Genomic DNA, 18,135 nt, shown 5'->3' with positions numbered 1-18,135 from the left:
ATATTGTAGATGCGCTTTTGCGCATATGTTGACTATTTAACAGAGTCAAACTAAATGTTGTAAAGTTCATCCATTAGCGCATTGACCTTGGCTTCGCTGAGGTCTGGATTAATGGTTGACGCACAGCTTATAGCCAGTGCTGATGCACAACTGGAAAAAGCCAGTGTTTTTAGTGGTTCAAAATTATTGATCCAAGAAAAGACAATCGCTGCCATGAAAGCATCGCCTGCACCTGTGGCATTGACCATTTTTATTTGTTTTGGCTTGAAAATTTCTTTCTTGTCTTCACTGCCATAAACAACGCCATCCTGTCCAAGACTTATGAAAACCTGCTTTATGCCTTGATTTAGGAAAACGTCAATGGCTTCGTAAGCATCTTCAACAGTTTTGACTTTCACACCTGTCAAGGCTTCAGTTTCAATTCTGTTAGGCTTGATTGTATGGACATAGCCCAGTAGATTTTTTAGTTTCATGGCCTTTGCCGCTGAAACCGTATCCACAAAGAATTTTACGTCTTTAAAATTGCTAAATAGATACTCAAGCACCGACTGATTCAAATTGGCATCTACGACAACTGCCGCTGCATTTCGAATAAGTCTCGCATTTTTATTAATGTAGTCTATATCAATTCTTTCAGCAATATCCATATCCGAAAGGGCCAGCTTCATGTCCCCTTCTTCATCCATAATGCTTAAGTAAATTGATGTGGATGCATTTTCAAGTACCAGAGCCTGGCTCATGTCTAAGTCAATCAATCTGCTTTCTTCAATAATTTTTTGACCGTAAACATCCTTGCCGACTGCCGTCATCATTTTTGTTGACATACCCAGACGGGCTAAGTTTTCACCAATGTTTCTCCCAACGCCACCTAGTGACATTTTCACTGAACCAGGATTGGAATCCTCAAGGCGCAGTAAGTCTTTCGGAAAACCTGTGATGTCAACATTGGAACCGCCGATGACTAGAACATACTCCCCTTCACTAAGGATGTAGCCCTTGCCCTTTACAACACCTTTTTTTGTGAGATTCAGTATATGCACAGCAACACTGGATCTCTGGATGCCAAGTAAGTCAGCAATTTCTTTTTGACTGATCATAGGATTTTCACGAAGCAACTGATATATTTCACGTTCACGATTTGTCATAACACTCACCTCATAATTTCTTATCACATGTTTATTATACAACACAAGCTTATTTTGTCAACACTTGTTTATAAAATAAACATTAATAAATTTTTGCATAAAATTAGCGCCAATCCATCAAGTGACTGACGCCAATTATTTTTTGTATTTACCTTTACCAATCATATTACACCACTTAGCCCCCATGCTTTGGTATAAAGTCTTTGTAGCTCAGCTACCATTTCAAGTCTTATCATTGAAAGGAATATGCTACTGACGTGTCAGTATTGGTTATCGGTATTACTTATCGGTATTGCTTATCGGTATTGCTTATATGTAAGACTTAGCCTACTTGTCTTTTAAAGCATTGTAAATTCGGTTCAGGGCTTCGCTTAATACATCTCTAGGACAACCGACATTAAGGCGCATGTGTCCTTGCCCCTCGCGACCGAACATCCATCCTTTATTAAGGGCAAGCTGAGCATCTTCAATCATAATTCTCTCAAGCTCTTGAGGTGTCAAATCATAGGCCCTAAAGTCAAGCCACACAAGGAAGGTTGCCTCTGGTTTTCTCATTTTCACCTTTGGAAGATGATTTTCTAAGTACTGGTTCACATAATCTATATTATCTGATAGATATAAAAGAAGTTCCTTTAGCCAGTCTTCTGAATGGTTGTAAGCAGAAATAACAGCTTCGATTGTAAAGGGGGATGGCATTTGATGGAGCTTGTCCAGTTCAAATTTGAATCTATCCCTCAATTGTTCATTAGAAATTATAATATTTGATGGAAAAAGGGATGCCACATTAAAGGTCTTGCTTGGCGCTGTGCATGTGATAACTTTAGCATTTGGTCCCGCGAGCTTGGCTGTTGGTATATGCTTGTGGCCCGCATGCACAAGGTCCTGGTGTATTTCGTCAGATACTATAATAACATCATGTTTTTCGCATATGGAAATCAGCTTTTTCAGTTCTTCTTCCGTGTAGACCCTACCTACGGGATTGTGTGGGGAACAGAGAATCATCATCTTTGTGGTCGGGTCCTTGGCCTTTTCTTCAAGGTCTTCAAAATCCATAGCATAACCTTGTTCTGTCTCCACAAGACTGTTGTTGAGGACTTTTCGCCCCAGTTCCTTTGTCACACTCATAAAAGGGAAATAGACTGGTTGTTGTACAATCACACCATCTCCCGGTTCTGTAAAAGTCTTTACAGCCAGTCCAATGGCTGGTACAATTCCGGCCATAAACATGATCCAGTCAACTTCGATATTCCAGTCAAATCGACGCTTCATCCATCCAGTAACAGCCTTAAAATAATCTTCTCCGGGAGCCACATAACCATATATGCCATGATCAGCCACTTTTTTCATAGCTTCAATGACTGCCGGTGGACATTTAAAGTCCATATCAGCCACCCATAGAGGCAGGAGGTCATCTCGTCCAAACCTCGATTCGAGATGGTCCCACTTTATAGAGTTGGTCCCTTTTCGATTTATAATCTCGTCAAAATTATATTTGGACATTAGCAATCAATCCCCTCTCTTGATAAAACACCCTGACTGTAGTAATGTTTCACTTCCTTCATTTCTGTCACTAGGTCTGCCTGATCCATTAAAAGCTCAGGGCAATAGCGACCTGTCACAACCACTTCCACATGGGGCGCTCGACCATTAACCGCATCAAGGACAGTCTGAGGGTCAATAAACTTTAAATATGTAGCAATGGTCACTTCATCGAGTATGACAAGGTCATACTTGCCTTCACGAAGAATGTTGGCACATTCATGAAGCCCGCTTAATGCAAGTCTTTTGTCTTCTTCATCAGGTGCCCTATCAATACAGCAGTCCTTGCCAAACTGGATAATCTTAATGCCATCCATCACATTTTCAATTTTTGTTTCACTGTATTTCATATTCTTCACAAACTGACCAATATAAACTTTTTTCCCAGCACAAAGAGCTCTTAAGGCCAGACCAAAGGCGGCTGTGGACTTACCTTTTCCGTCCCCTGTGTACACGTGAAAATATCCTTTTTCCATAGTTATCTCCTCTATTGGATTCTTTAGAAAAACCCAGACTAGACACGATCATCGCGAATAATCTGGGTTTGCTTTATAACTTATTGCGAATATCGTTCAAAATGTAGAAACCCTTGTCATTGACCAGCTTTTTCAAATCATAAAAAATAGGTTCGTCATCAAGTTGATTGAGAATACCACCGGCTTCTTCAATAACCACTTCCATGGCACCTGTGTCCCAAATCATGGTCCTGCCACAGTTATAGTAGACATCATAGTCTCCTTTTGCAATTCGACAGCCTTTGAGGGAACTCCCCATTCGTGTGACATTATCAATTTTATCTTGGTTTGTCTCAACGTATTCCATACATTTTTTCGACTGATGCGATCGACTTTGAAGGACTTGTAACTTATCCGTTCTCCCCGACACTCTTATGGGTCTTTTAACACCCTTTTCTTCAATAAAAGCGCCATGGCCTTTGACCGCATAATAGAGTTCATCGAAAACTGGAGCATAAACCACACCCATGACAACTATCTTTTCATAGGTTAAGGCAATATTAACTGTAAACTCATCGTTCTTTTTAATAAACTCTTTTGTTCCATCCAGAGGGTCTACAATAAAGCACCACGGATGTTTTTCTGGGATAAAATCATCAACAGACTCTTCCGAAAGTATGGGGTATTTGGGAAAGGCCTCTTGAAGAATATCAACAATAATATGATGTGCATTCAAATCTGCTTCAGTCAGTGGAGAATTATCATCTTTTAAATCCACTTCAAAGTCTCTTTTGTAAACCTTGAGTATTGCTTCACCAGCAGCTCTTGCTGCCTTAATTGCTATTTGTAGTTCACTGTCAAGCGTCATCATATTGGGTCCCACCTTTGCTTTTAACTTACGTCACTTCAATTTTAGTTTTCGTTCCATGAACCCCTGCCTGGGCAGGTTCAACTGTCAGTTTGATTGGCACTCTGTTCTTGAGTTCATCCACATGGGATATGATGCCCACTGTGAGTTTCTCGTGATAGAGTTTTTCAAGTGACGTCATGACTATATCAAGTAGTTCACTATCAAGGGTTCCAAATCCTTCATCTAGGAAGAAAAATTCCAGATTCGTACGACCTTTTAACTGGATTTGAGACGACAGGGCCAAGGATAAAGACAGGGCCGTTAAAAATGTCTCGCCACCAGATAGGGTTTTTGTATCTCTTTTGACACCCCCGTTAAAGTGGTCGCATATAATAAAATTACCCTTCGTATCCAGCTCTAAACTATACCTATGCCCGGTTATATCCATGAGCCTCTTGGATGCGTCTCGGGCGATGTATTTAAGGTGGGTTACTGCCACGTATTCAACAAACTTATTGCCTCGAACAAGGTCCATTAAATCCTGTATAAGATCCTGAACTTTTTCATACTTATCATATCTTTTCAGGGTATCTTGCAACTTCTTTTGCTCTGATTCTAAATTTTTGACCTTCTCACCCAGCTGAATTCTTTTTTCCTTCTTATCTGCCAAGTCTTTTTTCGTATCTTCAAATTTTTCCAGTATGGATTTCCAAGCTTCTTCTGAGAGATTTCTACCATCTCTTTGCTTCTCCAGAGATTGCTTTCTATCCTTTTGAATGCTAAGCGCCTCAAAGTAGCTTTTCAGTTTTTGCCTTCTCTGATCAAGCTCTGTTTTGTCCATATGAGCCGCCTTCAAGACCTCTTCTGAAGGAATATCAGAGGCTTTTAATGCATCGAGAAAGACCCTTTGACTCTCTGCCTGGTTTTCTTTTGAAAGCCCCATTTGAGCTCTTTGACTCTCTAAAGTCGATGCCAATTTCCTAAATTTTTCTTCAGAAGCCTGGGCTTCTTTTTTTATGAGGTCGTGGTCATTTATTAACTTTTCGAGTGTATCTAAGGTGTCCTTGTAGATGACTTCAATGTCCTTGTCTCCAACAACTTTTTTTACCTCGGCTTCATGACTTTCAATCCTGTCTTTTAGGCCACTCCCTTTTTCAATGATGGACTGAATTTTTAGCTGAGTCTTGTGATGATCCGTTTTTAAACTGTCTAAAGCTGCATTTTGGTCTTTGTGGTTCTGTCGAACACCTTTGATGGCTTTATCTGTTTTATCAAGGGTCTCATCTTTCTTTTTGAGGTCCTCATAAAGGGCGCTATACTTATAGCCATTCTTGTCATAGTCTAATTCCTGACTGAGTCTGTCATAGTCCTCTTTTAAACCTTTGACTTGGTCTGTTTTGGATGCCAGTTGTGTTTTAACCATCGTGAAAAGGCTGTGAGCCTTTGTGACTTTACTGCGCTCTAATTCCAACTGATTTTCAAGAGTTTTCTTTTCATGTACTGCTTTTTCATACAAGGTCTTGTTTTCACGAATAGCCTTATCAATTTGGTCGATTTCTTCTGATACTTTTTTAAGAAAATCCTCTTTTTGTCTTTGACCGTCGAGAGTGATGGTCTTGTAGACTTCCAGTGCCGTATCCACCTCAGAAATTTCTTTTTCCAAGTGATCAAAGTCTGATACAGCTCTGTCGTAATCAAGTTTTACTTGTCGCCACTTTTCTTCTGCACCTGACCAGTCAAAGTCATCTTTCACCTCTGATGAAACATGGCACTTAGGGTGGCTGGAACTGCCACAAAGCGGACAAGCATCCCCCTCTTCCAGGGTCTTGGCCATTTGAGTCAGGACTTTTTCTGTCCAGTATACAGAACGCTCTTTCTCAGCTTCATCCAGGTCATTCTTTGCACTTTTCAGTTCATTGCTAAGGACTTTCAGTTTTTTGTCTAAGCTGGACTTATCATTTAAAAGAGTCTGTCTCTTTGCAGTCAGCTTATTTTTTTCACTAAGCTTGTCTATGAGACTTGCCACCTCATGATTGGTTTGATTTTTTTCTGCTTCTAAGACGCTTTTTTTCTCTGGTAGTGTCTGAAGGGCACTGGATAGACTTTCAATTTCTTTTCGTTTTTTCTCTAAGTTATCTTTACAAGAGTTTTGAACCACTTCGGCTTGTTTAAAGTCCTCTTCGGCTTTTTTCAACTTTATAGCGAGCGCTTTAATGTCCCCATCAATATTTTCAATTTGCTTGGTGATCTCCTTGTGAGCCTCTTCTTTTTTGAGCCCCTGCATGATGGTTTCCCGTTCCTTGGTATCCACCTGATAAGACGCTTTTTCTTCTTCAAGATCTGCAAGTTTCTTCTCAAGCTCAACCATTTGATTTTGGGCATTTTCAAGATTGATGGTCTCTTGCTTGCCTTGGGCTTGAAGTCTTTTATAGTCAGTTAATAGCTCTTGTCTTTCCTTGGTTAAGACAAGTGCCTTATTTTTATGGTCTCTGGCATTTTCAAGGTGCGATTTCTTTAAATTGAGCTGGTCTTTTCTTTCATCATATGTGTTTAAGAATAAGTCCAGTTTTTCCTTAGTCAACTTATAAGCTTTCTGGCTGAGGTCATATTCCTTTTCAGTTTGATCTATTTTTTCCTTGAGTTGTTTGACCGTAATGTCGTTTTTCAAGTGATTTTCGTAGTAAGGCCAAATTTTATCCGCTTCTTGTGCCCTTTCAATGGTCTTCTCTTCCCGGGCCATGCTTTCGGATTTTTCATTCAATTCTTGGAGACTTTTATCCACTGATTTGAGATTCTCAATAATTTGATAAAGGGCCTCCCCCTGGATTTTTTCCTTTTCAAGAGACTTAGACAAAGCTTCTAGCTTCTTTTCTTCTTCCAGGATTTCTTTATATTCTGACTTCACGGCTTGTAAGGCTTCTGGGGTTATATCAGAATATCTCTTCATTTCCCCCTCCATTTGGAGCAGACTGTTTTTAACAAGGTCTCCACGCCGTTTAATTTTCATTTGTAAGGCACTGCCATAAGCCTTTAAATTTAATAGTCTTTCCAGCATATCTCGTCTTTCCTTGCCTTCAAGGGTTAGAAATTCACTGAATTTTCCTTGCGGCAGAACGACAGAACGCATGAAATCCTCACGGGTCAAGCCAAGAAGGTCTACAACCTGGTTTGTTACGTCTGTGGTTTTATCCCATACCTCTAAGACGTTTTCGTCTTCGTCCATAATTTGAAGTCTGGAAAAACTCGTTGAAAGTCCTGTCTCTGTACGCTTAAACTTTCTTTCCACATTGACTTTTCTCACACCGTTTTCCGTATCCAGACCGAAGACATAGCCAATTGAAGACTGGTCTGTTGCGGTATTAATGAATTCATTTGTACTACGTGGAATGCCTTTTTGTCTATTGTGGCCATACAAACTTAAAATAATTGCGTCTAAAATGGTCGACTTCCCACAGCCTGTTGGACCAAAAATACCAAAGAGTCCACGCTCTGTCAGTTTTTCAAAATCAATTGTCTGTGTCTCTATATAACTGTTCAATCCACTGATCTTCAGTCTGATCGGTCTCATGATCCACCTCATCATTCAGTATACTTCCCAGCAAAGACTGGAGAGCCTCACTGGGCTTTGCGCCTCGTGTATGTTCATAGTACTCTGTAAATAAATTTTCAAAGCCCTTCTCTTCTGGTCTTCTTTCACTGAGCACATCTTCTTTTTTATCCATTATAGGCATAATAGACAGGAGGTCTGGTTTGATCTCTTTTAGGGTCTTTATATCTGATTGAGCCAGAACCTCATCGGTTGTGATTTCAAGGTAGACCCATACCGTCCTGTCTTTATTGTCCTCGCAGGTCTTAATGGCTTCATCAATACCACTGCATTTCCAAACCTCGATGGGTTTTGGCAGGGATAGTAGAACCTCTTCCATATCCACAAGGCCTGTTTCCATATCCTTTTCGAGTATATGAACAGACTTGGAGTAGGCTATTTCACTGCGGCTATACTGGAGGGGCGCCCCAGAGTACAAGGCTGGTTTTTCAGAGTGTTTTACAGACTGGGGTCTATGTAAATGTCCCAGGGCAATATAGTCTGCTTTTTTAGGAAGATGATGCGGGTCAACAACCAAGGTGCCCCCAATCTGAATGGGACGTTCTGATTCTGTTGTTTGTCCCCCCATAACAAAAATATGACTGACTGCAATATTAAAGGCATCCTCTGAAAAATGGGTATCCATGCCATCAAATATATATTCCAGTCGTTTTGAATAGGAGGCCTGTCTAAGTTTTTCATCATCACTTTCAGATAGGACTTCTCCAAGCCTTCTTTCAGATGGATAAGGTAGGAGTCCCACTTTCAAGGTCTCTGACTTTATTTTTAGGGCGTAAACGTTATCCCCCAACCATTTTATTTCGTAGTCTCCAAAGGTGCCTTCATAACCATCCATTTTGGGATGTCCAGCCAATAGAATGGCTTGTTCTGAAGCGAGAGGCCAAGCAGCCTGGATCCGGTCTGGATTATCATGGTTGCCCGCAATGGCAAAAACAGGACGTTTTCCATTTTTAGAAATCTTCTTTATGGCTTCATAATAGAGTTTTTCTGCCTGTGCAGGGGGATTGCTTGTGTCGTATATATCCCCCGCAATGATGACGACATCTACACTTTTTTCATCACATATTTCATAGAGTTCATTTAAGAAATGTCTTTGCTCTTCTAAACGGCTAAACCCTTCAAGGTGTTTGCCCAAATGCCAATCTGATGTATGGAGCACCCTCATGTCATTTCTCCTCCTCTTATTCAATCTAATGGTTCTTATCAGTTCTTGGCCACAGCCCAACTATTAAAATGGAGGCCATCATCCTTCATGTTCAAGTCTTCAATTTACAAAAAGACTGGCACGTAACGTCACCAGTCTTGAATATTTTACTTTGTCATTTGCTTTGCTTCCTTCTTGATCATTTTCATTCAATGAAAGTCAGATCTCTATTCATCAATCCACTGTGCTATGAGGTCATCAGGCACATGAAGAATTTTTGCACTATGTCCAGTATACTTGGTTCCCTTATATAGGACTATGCCGTCTCTTGTTTTGTAGACGCTTGTCCAGTCTTCATCAATACCAGACATGTCAAAACCCATAGCCTTTCCATAACCACGCAGGTCAGCTAGTAGATGGGTGAATGACTCCTGTTCTGTTGGAAGAACCGCCTCTAAGTTTAAGACACGCCCTGACTCAAAGTCATATGTATGGCCTTCAATATCTCTTATGGACAAACTTGGAAATTTAGGACTGTTTAAATGGAACTGAAAGACCACAGAAACAGACGACTTGTCCATATAAGAAATGTCATAGGTTTGTTTCAAGTCCCAGTCCTTAAGGTCATTTGGTGCATATTTATCCTTAAGATCACTCAGCAGACCAACCATATGCCTTTCAATTACATTTTCTGTTTCCAGACCATCAAACTTAGGATAGACCATCCCCTCTGAAGTTTTAGATTCACTCAGTTCAAGAGATGTTCCGGAAATGCCTTCATCATAATATTCTAAAAAGGCTTCTAGAACTCTGTTTTTATTCTGGCCGGCCTTTGAAAACTCACCAATAAAGCCTTGGGTAAGTTTTTCTAGTTCAGTGCCAGGATAAAACTGAATCACATCATTAAAGCTCTCTAAAACATAGTCATTTTCTCCCGTTCCCAGTGCATATTCATTGCATGTGGATTCAAGAAAATACATACGTCTGAGCCAGTCCCGATTGGACTGAACGCTTTCAAAGACCATGCTATTTGGATATGTCTTGAGATACTTATCGTACTCTACAATCAACATGGCCACGCGGTTCATTTCATCTTTACTCCCCACGTCAATGTCTTCACTGAGGGTTGTGTCAACCAGCTGAATATAGGATTTTATATCTTCCCCAATTTCGTTTCCAAACTCCTTGAGGAGTCTTTCAAAATCTACAACCACAATATAGTAGCTTTCATCCTTTTCCACTTTCAACCCATTGGCATAAATTTTTTCGACAGTATCAACAAAGCCTTGATCTGTTACATTTTCAAGGCTTTCTATATTAATTATCTCACCAAAGGTTTCTTGAGCCAATCCTTGATAGGACGGACTTAATAGTTCTGAATCCACGCGTCCAGCATAGTTAAGTATGCCTTCCAAATATGTAATAAGGGCGTAATTGGCTGAATCAATGCCCAAATTGCTGATATGATTCTTCAAAAAAGCATTGATTTCAGAAGGGTTCACACTCTCTTTTGCAAGAGCGTCAAGAGCTTCAAGCACTGCCTTTTCATCTTTTATCGCAGGCTTTTTCTCCCCTGTATCCCCTTCATTATTTGCATTATTTAATTCTTCATTTGTCTCTATATTATCCTGTTCCCCTGTTATGATTTCATCAGATGGGTCCGTGTTTTGGCACCCCATTAACATAAGCAGGAGGACAAGCAGTAAAATCATTTTTTTCATTAGATCCTCCATCAAAAACCCGATTCATATACAGTATAACAGGCTTAATGGTTTTTTCTGTGAACAAATTCATTACATTTGAAATTTTATTTTGATTCCACAAGCAAATGCAAGCAAATAAACCATATATAGGCATTTTCCTTGTACCAACCATGTCAAAAGCCATCACCATCATAGCTTGCATAAAACCTCATTAACACGTATCTGCGAATTGACCGACTTGCATAATAACATTCAAGAACCCTCGCCATCCCCTACATAGATATTTAAGCTTTAAAAATTCTAATTAGGCATAGCGAGGGCTTAGATTTGTAATTTTGCATGGACCTGAATTACATTATTTCTATACTTTCCGAGGCATCAAAGAAGTAAATATAGGCCCCCTTTACAGACTTGTCAAGAAGGCGTGTCAAAGCTTCTGTGTAAAGTTCCACTTGAACACGGTAAGACTCAGCAACTGCATGGGTCCCTTTTGTGCCCGTAAAATCTGTTTTATAGTCAAGGATAACAAGACCATCCTCTTCTTCGAAATAACAGTCAATGATCCCCTGAATCATAACATCTGAACCATCAATTTCTTTGCTTAATATAAATGGAACTTCTCTATGAACAGCCTTGGCCTGCATGAGACGTTGTCCCAATGGATTTATAAAGAAATCAGCTATGTTCTTAGCTTTGATATACTCAATATCATCTTCTTCAATAAGGGTCTTAAGAGCCATATCCTGAATTTGTCTCTTAATGCCCTCTGTGGACAGATCACCTGTCAGATCAAGATGCTGCATAACAAAGTGATGGAGGGTGCCAATGTCTGCACCCGACTTCTTTTTCTGCCCTTCCATAAACTTTGGTTTTGGAACCAGAGCAGGAATATGGATATTCGCACCATCAAGTCCTGTCTGAGAGGCCCGTTTCATATCAGAAACTGAGAGTTTAAAAGGCATATTTAATTTCTGAGTCATCGGATAGGTCCAGTCCAGTCGTCTTGCTATTTCGCTAGACCATTTTTTGACCTTTTCCTCTACACTGTCATCTACACTCGCTTCTAGACTCGCTTCTAGACTTGCATCCTGATTTTGATTCTTGTCGTCATTGATTTCTATAGAGTCCTCAGGGTCTATATCATTTTCTTCAGACCGATCTATTATTTTTAGCCCTGTTTGCAGCAAATCATCCTTCCTGACAACTTGAACATGCCATCTGGCACCACCATCGTCTGAGTCACCGAATACAGGCATCTCACTCAAATTACGCAGAGCCTCTCCATCGGGATGACGGCTTAATATTGAGGCAATCCAGTCCATATAGGACTTTCCACTGGATAGGTTATACCTTGCCGGCCCCCGCATCCATCTTTTTAAGTCAGAATCAAACCGCCCTGTTGTACCCGTGATAATAAGCTTGTCGACCGCTCTAGTCAGAGCCACATAGAGAATTCTCATTTCCTCTGCCAGACTTTCTGACTTTAGCTGTCGTTTCATGATCATTTGTGGCAAGCTTTCACTGTAATAACGGTTTTCTGGGTCTGTGTATCTAAGACCCACACCGTAATTTTTATGCATAAGAACCTTGTCATAGGTGTCTCTTAAATTAAAGTTTTTGCCCGCGCCTGCCAAAACCACCACTGGAAACTCAAGTCCCTTAGACTTATGAATGCTCATCAGGCGGACAACATCTTCACTTTCCCCAATCGTTGAAGCCGTTCCCATGTCACCACTTGACGCCTTTAACTTCTCAAAGAATCCAATAAACTCAAACAGACCTCCAGATCCTAGACGTTCAAACTGTCCAGCCTTGTCAATGAGGAGTCTCAAGTTGGCTTGTCTGCCAGTACCGCCTGGCATGGCTCCAACATAATGATAAAAACCTGAGTCCACCATAACTTGCCATATGAACTCATCCAGAGGCCAGATTCTTTCGTTTTCCACCCACTGGTTCAGTTTATCCATAAATGTTTGTATCTTTAAGGACAGGGCACTTTCTACTTGTCCCGCTTCTTTAAAGGCCTCAAAATAGGAACAGTTTTGACAAAAGAGCCTGATTTGAATCAGCTCATCCACTGTAAAGCCTCCCACCGGTGAGCGAAGCACCGTCATGAGGGGCAAATCTTGATGGCTGTTGTCAATGAGTTTTAAGAGGGCCATAAAAATTTCAATTTCAAGGGCGTCAAAGTAGCCACCACCCACATCGGAATACAGGGGCAGTCCGTACTGGGCAAAAACGTCCCCAAACACTTGTGACCATGACCGTGTGGCCCGAAGAAGAACCACAATGTCTTTTAATCGGACTGGCCTTGCTTTCTGCACTTTGGGATCATAAATATCTGTATCAATTAAACGCTGTACCCGTTTGGCAACAGCATGGGCTTCCAGTTCCACCTTCTTCATTTCTATAAGGTCTTGGTCTTCCAGACTGTCATCAGCCCCGCCATCAATAACCAGTAGTTCTAAAGGCTTTTCATTTGAGGGTTCAAATGTCAGCCCCGGATAGAGTTTGGCGTCTTCATCGTAGGCCATTTCCCCAAAGGATTCGGACATGAGTCTTTCGAATATGTAGTTTATACCTTCAAGAACTGCGGGTCTTGACCTAAAGTTTTTGGCTAGGTCAATACGGCGACTAATCGCCCCCTCATCCTTGGAATAGCTTTTATACTTTTCTAAGAACAAGGTTGGGTCTGCCAGTCTAAACCTGTAAATACTTTGCTTGACATCCCCCACTAGAAAGAGGTTGTTGTCTTTTTTTATGCGGTTAATAATCGTTTCCTGCACAATGTTAGAATCCTGATATTCATCGAGGAATATATATTTAAACTGATTTCTATAAGCCTTTGCCACCTCATCACTTTTTAAAACGTCTATGGTGAAGTGTTCCAGGTCATTAAAGTCAAGAAGGTTTTTTTCTCTTTTGGCTTCCATATAATTGCTATGAAATTCGGAAATGATTTCATAGATGGCATCCATCATGGGTTCAAGTGTCAGCATTTCCTCTGCATGACGTTTCTTGTCCTTACGCGTGATCATTTTACCAGCAGGATCAACAACCTTCTTTTTAAGGACATCACGAATGGCCTTTGCCTCATCAATCAATTCTGGATTCAAGCTTTCTTTTTCAGCTTTTTTAATACTCTTTAGGCGGACAAACTTCATGTCATTAAAGGCTGTATAGAGGGCGTCAAAGCCTTCATCTGCAGCCACCTGAAGGGTTCTAATAAGTTGTAAGTCAGAACTGAAGGTTTCTATATAAGGCTTGGGACCATCTGGGAGTTCACATACTCGAATGCCCTCTGAAATAACATCTTCAGCCATATAGAGGTCTTCTTTTATAAGACTGATTAAGCCCTTCATCCACTGGCTTGAGTCGATGTTTTTGGCCTCATGATAATGGCCGGACTGCGACTGCAACCAAGGCAGGGGGTCAGGTTGACTTTGAATAAAGAAGTAAAGCTTTAAAAGGAGCTCCTTTAAGGCTTCATCTGACCGATTTGTCCCGTAAGACTCAACCAAATTATGAAAACCTTCATCTTCTCTTTCATAGGCCGATTCCATGGCATCTTCCAGGGCTGACTCCAGCATAAGACTTAATTCTGACGTGTCGCCAATCCTAAAAGCCGGGTCTAGGTCAACTTCATAAAAATAATGTCTGACCACATCAATACAAAAGGCGTGGACGGTCATAATATTGGCCCTGTGAATGAGACCAATCTGCCTTCTTAAAAAGGCTTCATTTTCCGCCCCGTCTGCAACCAGTTTTGTCAGGGCGCTCATAATTCTTTCCCGCATTTCCCCTGCTGCTGCATTGGTGAAGGTCACGATTAGTAGTCGGTCTATATCAATTTCATCTTCTACAATGAGTCGTATGATTCTTTCTACAAGAACAGCGGTTTTGCCAGAGCCAGCTGCCGCCGACACAAGAAGGTTGGCCTGTCTGCTTTCAATAGCCGCCTGCTGTTCATCTGTCCATTTAGGCATTGTCCTTCCCCTTCCTGTCGCTGGATTCTTTGTTGGTGGATTCTTTATGGCTGGATTTCTTATTCTCAGTTTTTTCCTCAGTTTTTTTCTCGCTTAATGGAGTATTATTTATATCTTTATCACTAAACTCTTTGCGTATATCTTCTAAGACTTCGTCGTCTTTTTTCTTTTTCATATACCTGTACCTGTTGTTTTCAAAGAGTTGGTCAAACTGGCAAATTCCCTTGTAAGGACAGTAGTCGCATGATGTCATACCACTGTAACGGCATGGCTCAATCTTGACTTTTCCGCCCACAATTTCTTGACCAATCTGGGACATAAGGGCCCTGACATGTTCAATGAGGAGCCTGAAGTCTTCTGCTTCAACGGCAGATGATCTGGAAGAAATGTCTCCGTCTTTTTTCAGTTCAACAGGAACAACCTCTGACTTACTGCCAGGCTCAAGACTTTCATCCATAGCCTTTATGACACTCACATCCTTAACCGTTAAGCCATCCATTCGAAGGGCTTGTCGTATTTGTGCCTCAATGTCTTCTGGATTGTAAGTGTCCGATTCCACCATAGGATCATCAATTTTAAAATAAAACATGCCACTTGGAATGAGGGCGTCTGCCTTTAGGTAATGGGCATTCTGAATAACCGCATCTAAGTAGACCACCAGCTGAATTTGAAGGCCATAAAAAACATCAGATAAGTGGAACTTTCGGCTGCCTGACTTATAGTCAACAATTTTGACATATTTTTCTTCCCCATCATTGTAGACATCAATTCTATCAATTCGACCTTCAAGGAAGATGGTGTCACCATTTGGCAGTTCTAGTAGTATGGGTGGCACACTATCTGGTCCGCCCCCTTCTCTAAAGGCCAGCTCATAGGCCGATGGAGAAAATTGACCGGACTTAATTTGGTCTGTAATGGTCCAGGCTGCTCTTCTGCCCACACGTTTTATGCGCTTGATGAGGTACTCATAGCGCTTTGTGCTCTCAAATATATTGTGTCCATAACTTGCCGCTACATCATCAATAATCTGGTCTATAATCCTGTCGCTGTCTTGACGGGTCAGGTCTTTCCAGTTGAGTTTTTCTTGGTCAAGCATATAACTGAACTTTTCCACCGACTCATGATAGATTGTCCCTAAATCAGGCAGTTCAATTTGGTATAGCTTTCTTTCTTCTGGCTTTAAGCCATAAGACACAAAATGGGCAAAAGGGCACTGGACATACTTTTCAAAACGACTCACACTACTTCTCAGCGGCGTCCCGTAAAGTTTCCCAGCAAGGCTTTTTCCAATGGAGTCAATTTGGTTTTTGTGGTCATAGCCCACTTCAACCATGTCATACCGGTCTTTATAGGTTTGGCTTGACTGGTACCAGTCCTCTACGGTGTTCCAAAAAGGATCGGATTTATCTGTGTCCTTTAGAACACGCTTGGCTTCAATGAGGGCTTGTAAGGTGGATTCCGGTGTAGACACCTTGTCCATGTCTGGTCGAACATGGGTCATAATATCAGACTCAAGCTTGAGGTCTGGGAATATTTTTTTCAGCCTTTCTATATAAACAGAGGGGCGCAGGCCCTTACCTTCATTATCACTCATGGCATAGGACAGTATGAGCTTGTCTGTTGGTTTTGCCAGCGACTGATAGACAGAAAGCTGTTCTTCTTCTGAGAGGGTCTCATAGTCAGACTTAAATTTCATGCCAGCATCCTTCAAAAAGACCTTATCGGCATCACTTAATATGCCTCCCGTGTCTCCAACGCCCGGGAGCTTGCCATCATTAACGCCCACAACAAAGAGTGCCTTGATGTCATGGCTTCGACTTCTGTCTAGGTTGCCCACTAAAACCCGATCTTTGGCAGGGGGAATAATACCGATTTCTGTTGAGGCAAAACCAGTTTCAAGCAGTTTTATATAATCTTTTAGGCTAATTTCATCCTCACCGATCAGTTCTACAAGCTGGTCAAGGATTTCTAGTGTGGCATTCCAAACCTGGGCTGATTCATTGGCCTGATCGAGAAGCCCTTTTTCAAATAAGGTGGCTGTAAAATCTGAAAGTCTTTCATGAAGGTCTGTTCTCTCCATATGTTTATAGACTTGTTCGGAGATTTCCTTTATGGTTTTTGCTTTTAGTATTTTCTTCTTGAGAGGCTCAAGCTGATCCATCCACTGGATTCGAATGGCCTCCGCGACTTCTACTTCTTCTTCTTTTCCCTTTGTGAAAGGACGCCACCAAGCCCCTCTTTTTATGCCATAAGCCAGAGCATAGTTTTCAAGAATTTGTGTGGACTCTGTGTCAATACCACTTAGGCCTGTTTTTAATACACGAAAGGCGTCTTCATACCTATAACCATAGGCAAAGAATTTGAGCAGCCCTAAAATGTACTGCACCAGAGGGCTGTTCATAACACTGCGTTTTTCATCGAGGAAATAGGGAATGTTCATTGAGGCAAAGGTCCGCTTGATGTGCATACTATAGTCACGAATATCGGGTGTGACAACAGCTATATCTCGCCATGTGTAGCCTTTTTCCCTAGCCAGATTAATAATTTCACGCCCCACTTTTTCTATTTCAGAGTGTCGGGTTTGGCAGGCTAGGAGCCTGACACCTTCCTGTTTTTCTGAAAGGGCCTTATAAGGATAGGCAAATAGTTGAGACGCTGCGTACTGAATATACCACTGGTTTGGTTTTTCTTTATCCGTTTTTGCAGTTTCACGCTGAACACTATCCGCCTTGTTTTCATTATTGCGATCCATGTGCCCGTGGGAAATATGTAGTTTTTCCACCTTGACCCCGGCTTCAAGAGCCATTTCATTTAGCTTGTTAAATGTTTTCTCTGTTGAATTAAAGAGGTCACGGTCAGGTGTGTTTCTGTTTGGATCATATGTAAGGGCTATGGTCATGTAAGGAGCTTTTTCCATGAGCTTTTGAAGGACAACATACTCCTGCTGGGTAAATCCATTGAAGCCATCCACCCATATTTTCATGTCCTTTAAAAATGTGGCCTCATCTATTTTTTCTATAAGCAAGTTCAGGACATCTTCGTCATCAAAATAGGCCTGTTCCATTTGCTCGTTAAAGGCTTTATACAAGGTTGTTATGTCTTCTAACTTTCGTCTTAAAAGGCTATCTTCAAGGCCTTCTAATTGCCTTTCCATATCAGCTTCAGTGACTTGAGCCCTTTTCATTTCAGCAATAAGGCTGTTGAAGGACTCCATAAAACCACTTCGTCCTGCCATACGTCCATAAACCTTCAAGTCCTTGCCATGCTTTTCGAAAATACGTCTTAGGAGCATGGTCTTGCCCAGCTCACTGATTTGAACCCGGTCTGTTGCGCCCGTTTCTTCAAAAACTCTATGAGCCAGTCTTTTAAAACTTAAAACATCTAAATGTATATGTCCCTTCTGTCCCATTTTCTCCATGAAGTCCGCACTGGCTTCAAGGGAGTATTGTTCTGGGATAAGGAGTATTAAATTGTCCGTTTTCTTCTTGTCATAGGCGGCTGACATTTCTTTAAGAATTCTATGGCTCTTGCCAGAGCCCGCACGCCCGACGATGAATCTCAGCATTTGATCACCTCTGTGATTGACTATTGGCAGACAGTTTTTTAAACAGTATTTTTTGTTTATTCTACATTTATTTTTTATTGACTACTGTCTTGATTGTACCATACAGGTGTTCGGTTTGGGGATGAAAAAAAGAGCTGTTTC

Annotated in this window: 10 protein-coding genes; all 10 read right to left on the bottom strand. The window is 41.2% G+C overall.

The window, feature by feature from the left end; all coding sequences use genetic code 11:
* Positions 1-50: 50 nt before the first annotated feature.
* Positions 51-1,145 (bottom strand): PfkB family carbohydrate kinase, encoded by a 1,095-nt coding sequence (locus tag ACQ4KW_RS04695; protein WP_430885374.1) that lies wholly within the window; start codon positions 1,143-1,145, stop codon positions 51-53.
* A gap of 327 nt (positions 1,146-1,472) precedes the next feature.
* A complete protein-coding gene (locus ACQ4KW_RS04690) occupies positions 1,473-2,645 on the bottom strand; it encodes a MalY/PatB family protein (protein ID WP_430885373.1) in 1,173 nt (390 codons plus the stop codon).
* Positions 2,645-3,166 (bottom strand): cob(I)yrinic acid a,c-diamide adenosyltransferase, encoded by a 522-nt coding sequence (locus tag ACQ4KW_RS04685; RefSeq protein WP_430886540.1) that lies wholly within the window; start codon positions 3,164-3,166, stop codon positions 2,645-2,647. Before ACQ4KW_RS04685 ends, ACQ4KW_RS04690 begins: the two co-directional genes overlap by 1 nt.
* Positions 3,167-3,233: 67 nt before the next feature.
* Positions 3,234-4,010 (bottom strand): 3'(2'),5'-bisphosphate nucleotidase CysQ, encoded by a 777-nt coding sequence (cysQ, locus tag ACQ4KW_RS04680; protein WP_430885372.1) that lies wholly within the window; start codon positions 4,008-4,010, stop codon positions 3,234-3,236.
* A gap of 25 nt (positions 4,011-4,035) precedes the next feature.
* The gene (locus ACQ4KW_RS04675; RefSeq protein ID WP_430885371.1) at positions 4,036-7,557 is read right to left on the bottom strand and encodes an AAA family ATPase; all 3,522 of its coding nucleotides are present in this window, start codon (positions 7,555-7,557) and stop codon (positions 4,036-4,038) included.
* Positions 7,496-8,761: an exonuclease SbcCD subunit D gene (locus ACQ4KW_RS04670; protein WP_430885370.1), complete on the bottom strand. Its 1,266-nt coding sequence runs from the start codon at positions 8,759-8,761 to the stop codon at positions 7,496-7,498. The genes ACQ4KW_RS04675 and ACQ4KW_RS04670 overlap by 62 nt, the downstream gene beginning before the upstream one ends.
* 206 nt (positions 8,762-8,967) lie before the next feature.
* Positions 8,968-10,461 (bottom strand): hypothetical protein, encoded by a 1,494-nt coding sequence (locus ACQ4KW_RS04665; RefSeq protein ID WP_430885369.1) that lies wholly within the window; start codon positions 10,459-10,461, stop codon positions 8,968-8,970.
* The gene (locus ACQ4KW_RS04660; RefSeq protein ID WP_430885368.1) at positions 10,391-10,645 is read right to left on the bottom strand and encodes a hypothetical protein; all 255 of its coding nucleotides are present in this window, start codon (positions 10,643-10,645) and stop codon (positions 10,391-10,393) included. The genes ACQ4KW_RS04665 and ACQ4KW_RS04660 overlap by 71 nt, the downstream gene beginning before the upstream one ends.
* A gap of 148 nt (positions 10,646-10,793) precedes the next feature.
* Complete coding sequence (gene addA / locus ACQ4KW_RS04655; protein WP_430885367.1) at positions 10,794-14,429, bottom strand: helicase-exonuclease AddAB subunit AddA; 3,636 nt, start codon at positions 14,427-14,429, stop codon at positions 10,794-10,796.
* On the bottom strand, positions 14,422-17,994 hold the full coding sequence (gene addB / locus ACQ4KW_RS04650) for a helicase-exonuclease AddAB subunit AddB (RefSeq protein WP_430885366.1): 3,573 nt from the start codon (positions 17,992-17,994) through the stop codon (positions 14,422-14,424). The genes addA and addB overlap by 8 nt, the downstream gene beginning before the upstream one ends.
* Positions 17,995-18,135 lie beyond the last annotated feature (141 nt).

The organism is Tianxiuia mixotrophica (genome assembly GCF_050596425.1).
Taxonomy (GTDB): Bacteria; Bacillota; Clostridia; order Peptostreptococcales; family Acidaminobacteraceae.
This window is presented reverse-complemented; position numbering and strand designations above follow the sequence as displayed.

What these genes read in the sequence shown, in the direction of transcription:
- ACQ4KW_RS04695 (WP_430885374.1), bottom strand. Translation starts at nt 1,145, where the DNA reads ATGACAAATCGTGAACGTGAAATATATCAGTTGCTTCGTGAAAATCCT.
- ACQ4KW_RS04690 (WP_430885373.1), bottom strand. Translation starts at nt 2,645, where the DNA reads ATGTCCAAATATAATTTTGACGAGATTATAAATCGAAAAGGGACCAAC.
- cysQ (WP_430885372.1), bottom strand. Translation starts at nt 4,010, where the DNA reads ATGATGACGCTTGACAGTGAACTACAAATAGCAATTAAGGCAGCAAGA.
- ACQ4KW_RS04675 (WP_430885371.1), bottom strand. Translation starts at nt 7,557, where the DNA reads ATGAGACCGATCAGACTGAAGATCAGTGGATTGAACAGTTATATAGAG.
- ACQ4KW_RS04670 (WP_430885370.1), bottom strand. Translation starts at nt 8,761, where the DNA reads ATGAGGGTGCTCCATACATCAGATTGGCATTTGGGCAAACACCTTGAA.
- ACQ4KW_RS04665 (WP_430885369.1), bottom strand. Translation starts at nt 10,461, where the DNA reads ATGAAAAAAATGATTTTACTGCTTGTCCTCCTGCTTATGTTAATGGGG.
- ACQ4KW_RS04660 (WP_430885368.1), bottom strand. Translation starts at nt 10,645, where the DNA reads ATGCAAGCTATGATGGTGATGGCTTTTGACATGGTTGGTACAAGGAAA.
- addA (WP_430885367.1), bottom strand. Translation starts at nt 14,429, where the DNA reads ATGCCTAAATGGACAGATGAACAGCAGGCGGCTATTGAAAGCAGACAG.
- addB (WP_430885366.1), bottom strand. Translation starts at nt 17,994, where the DNA reads ATGCTGAGATTCATCGTCGGGCGTGCGGGCTCTGGCAAGAGCCATAGA.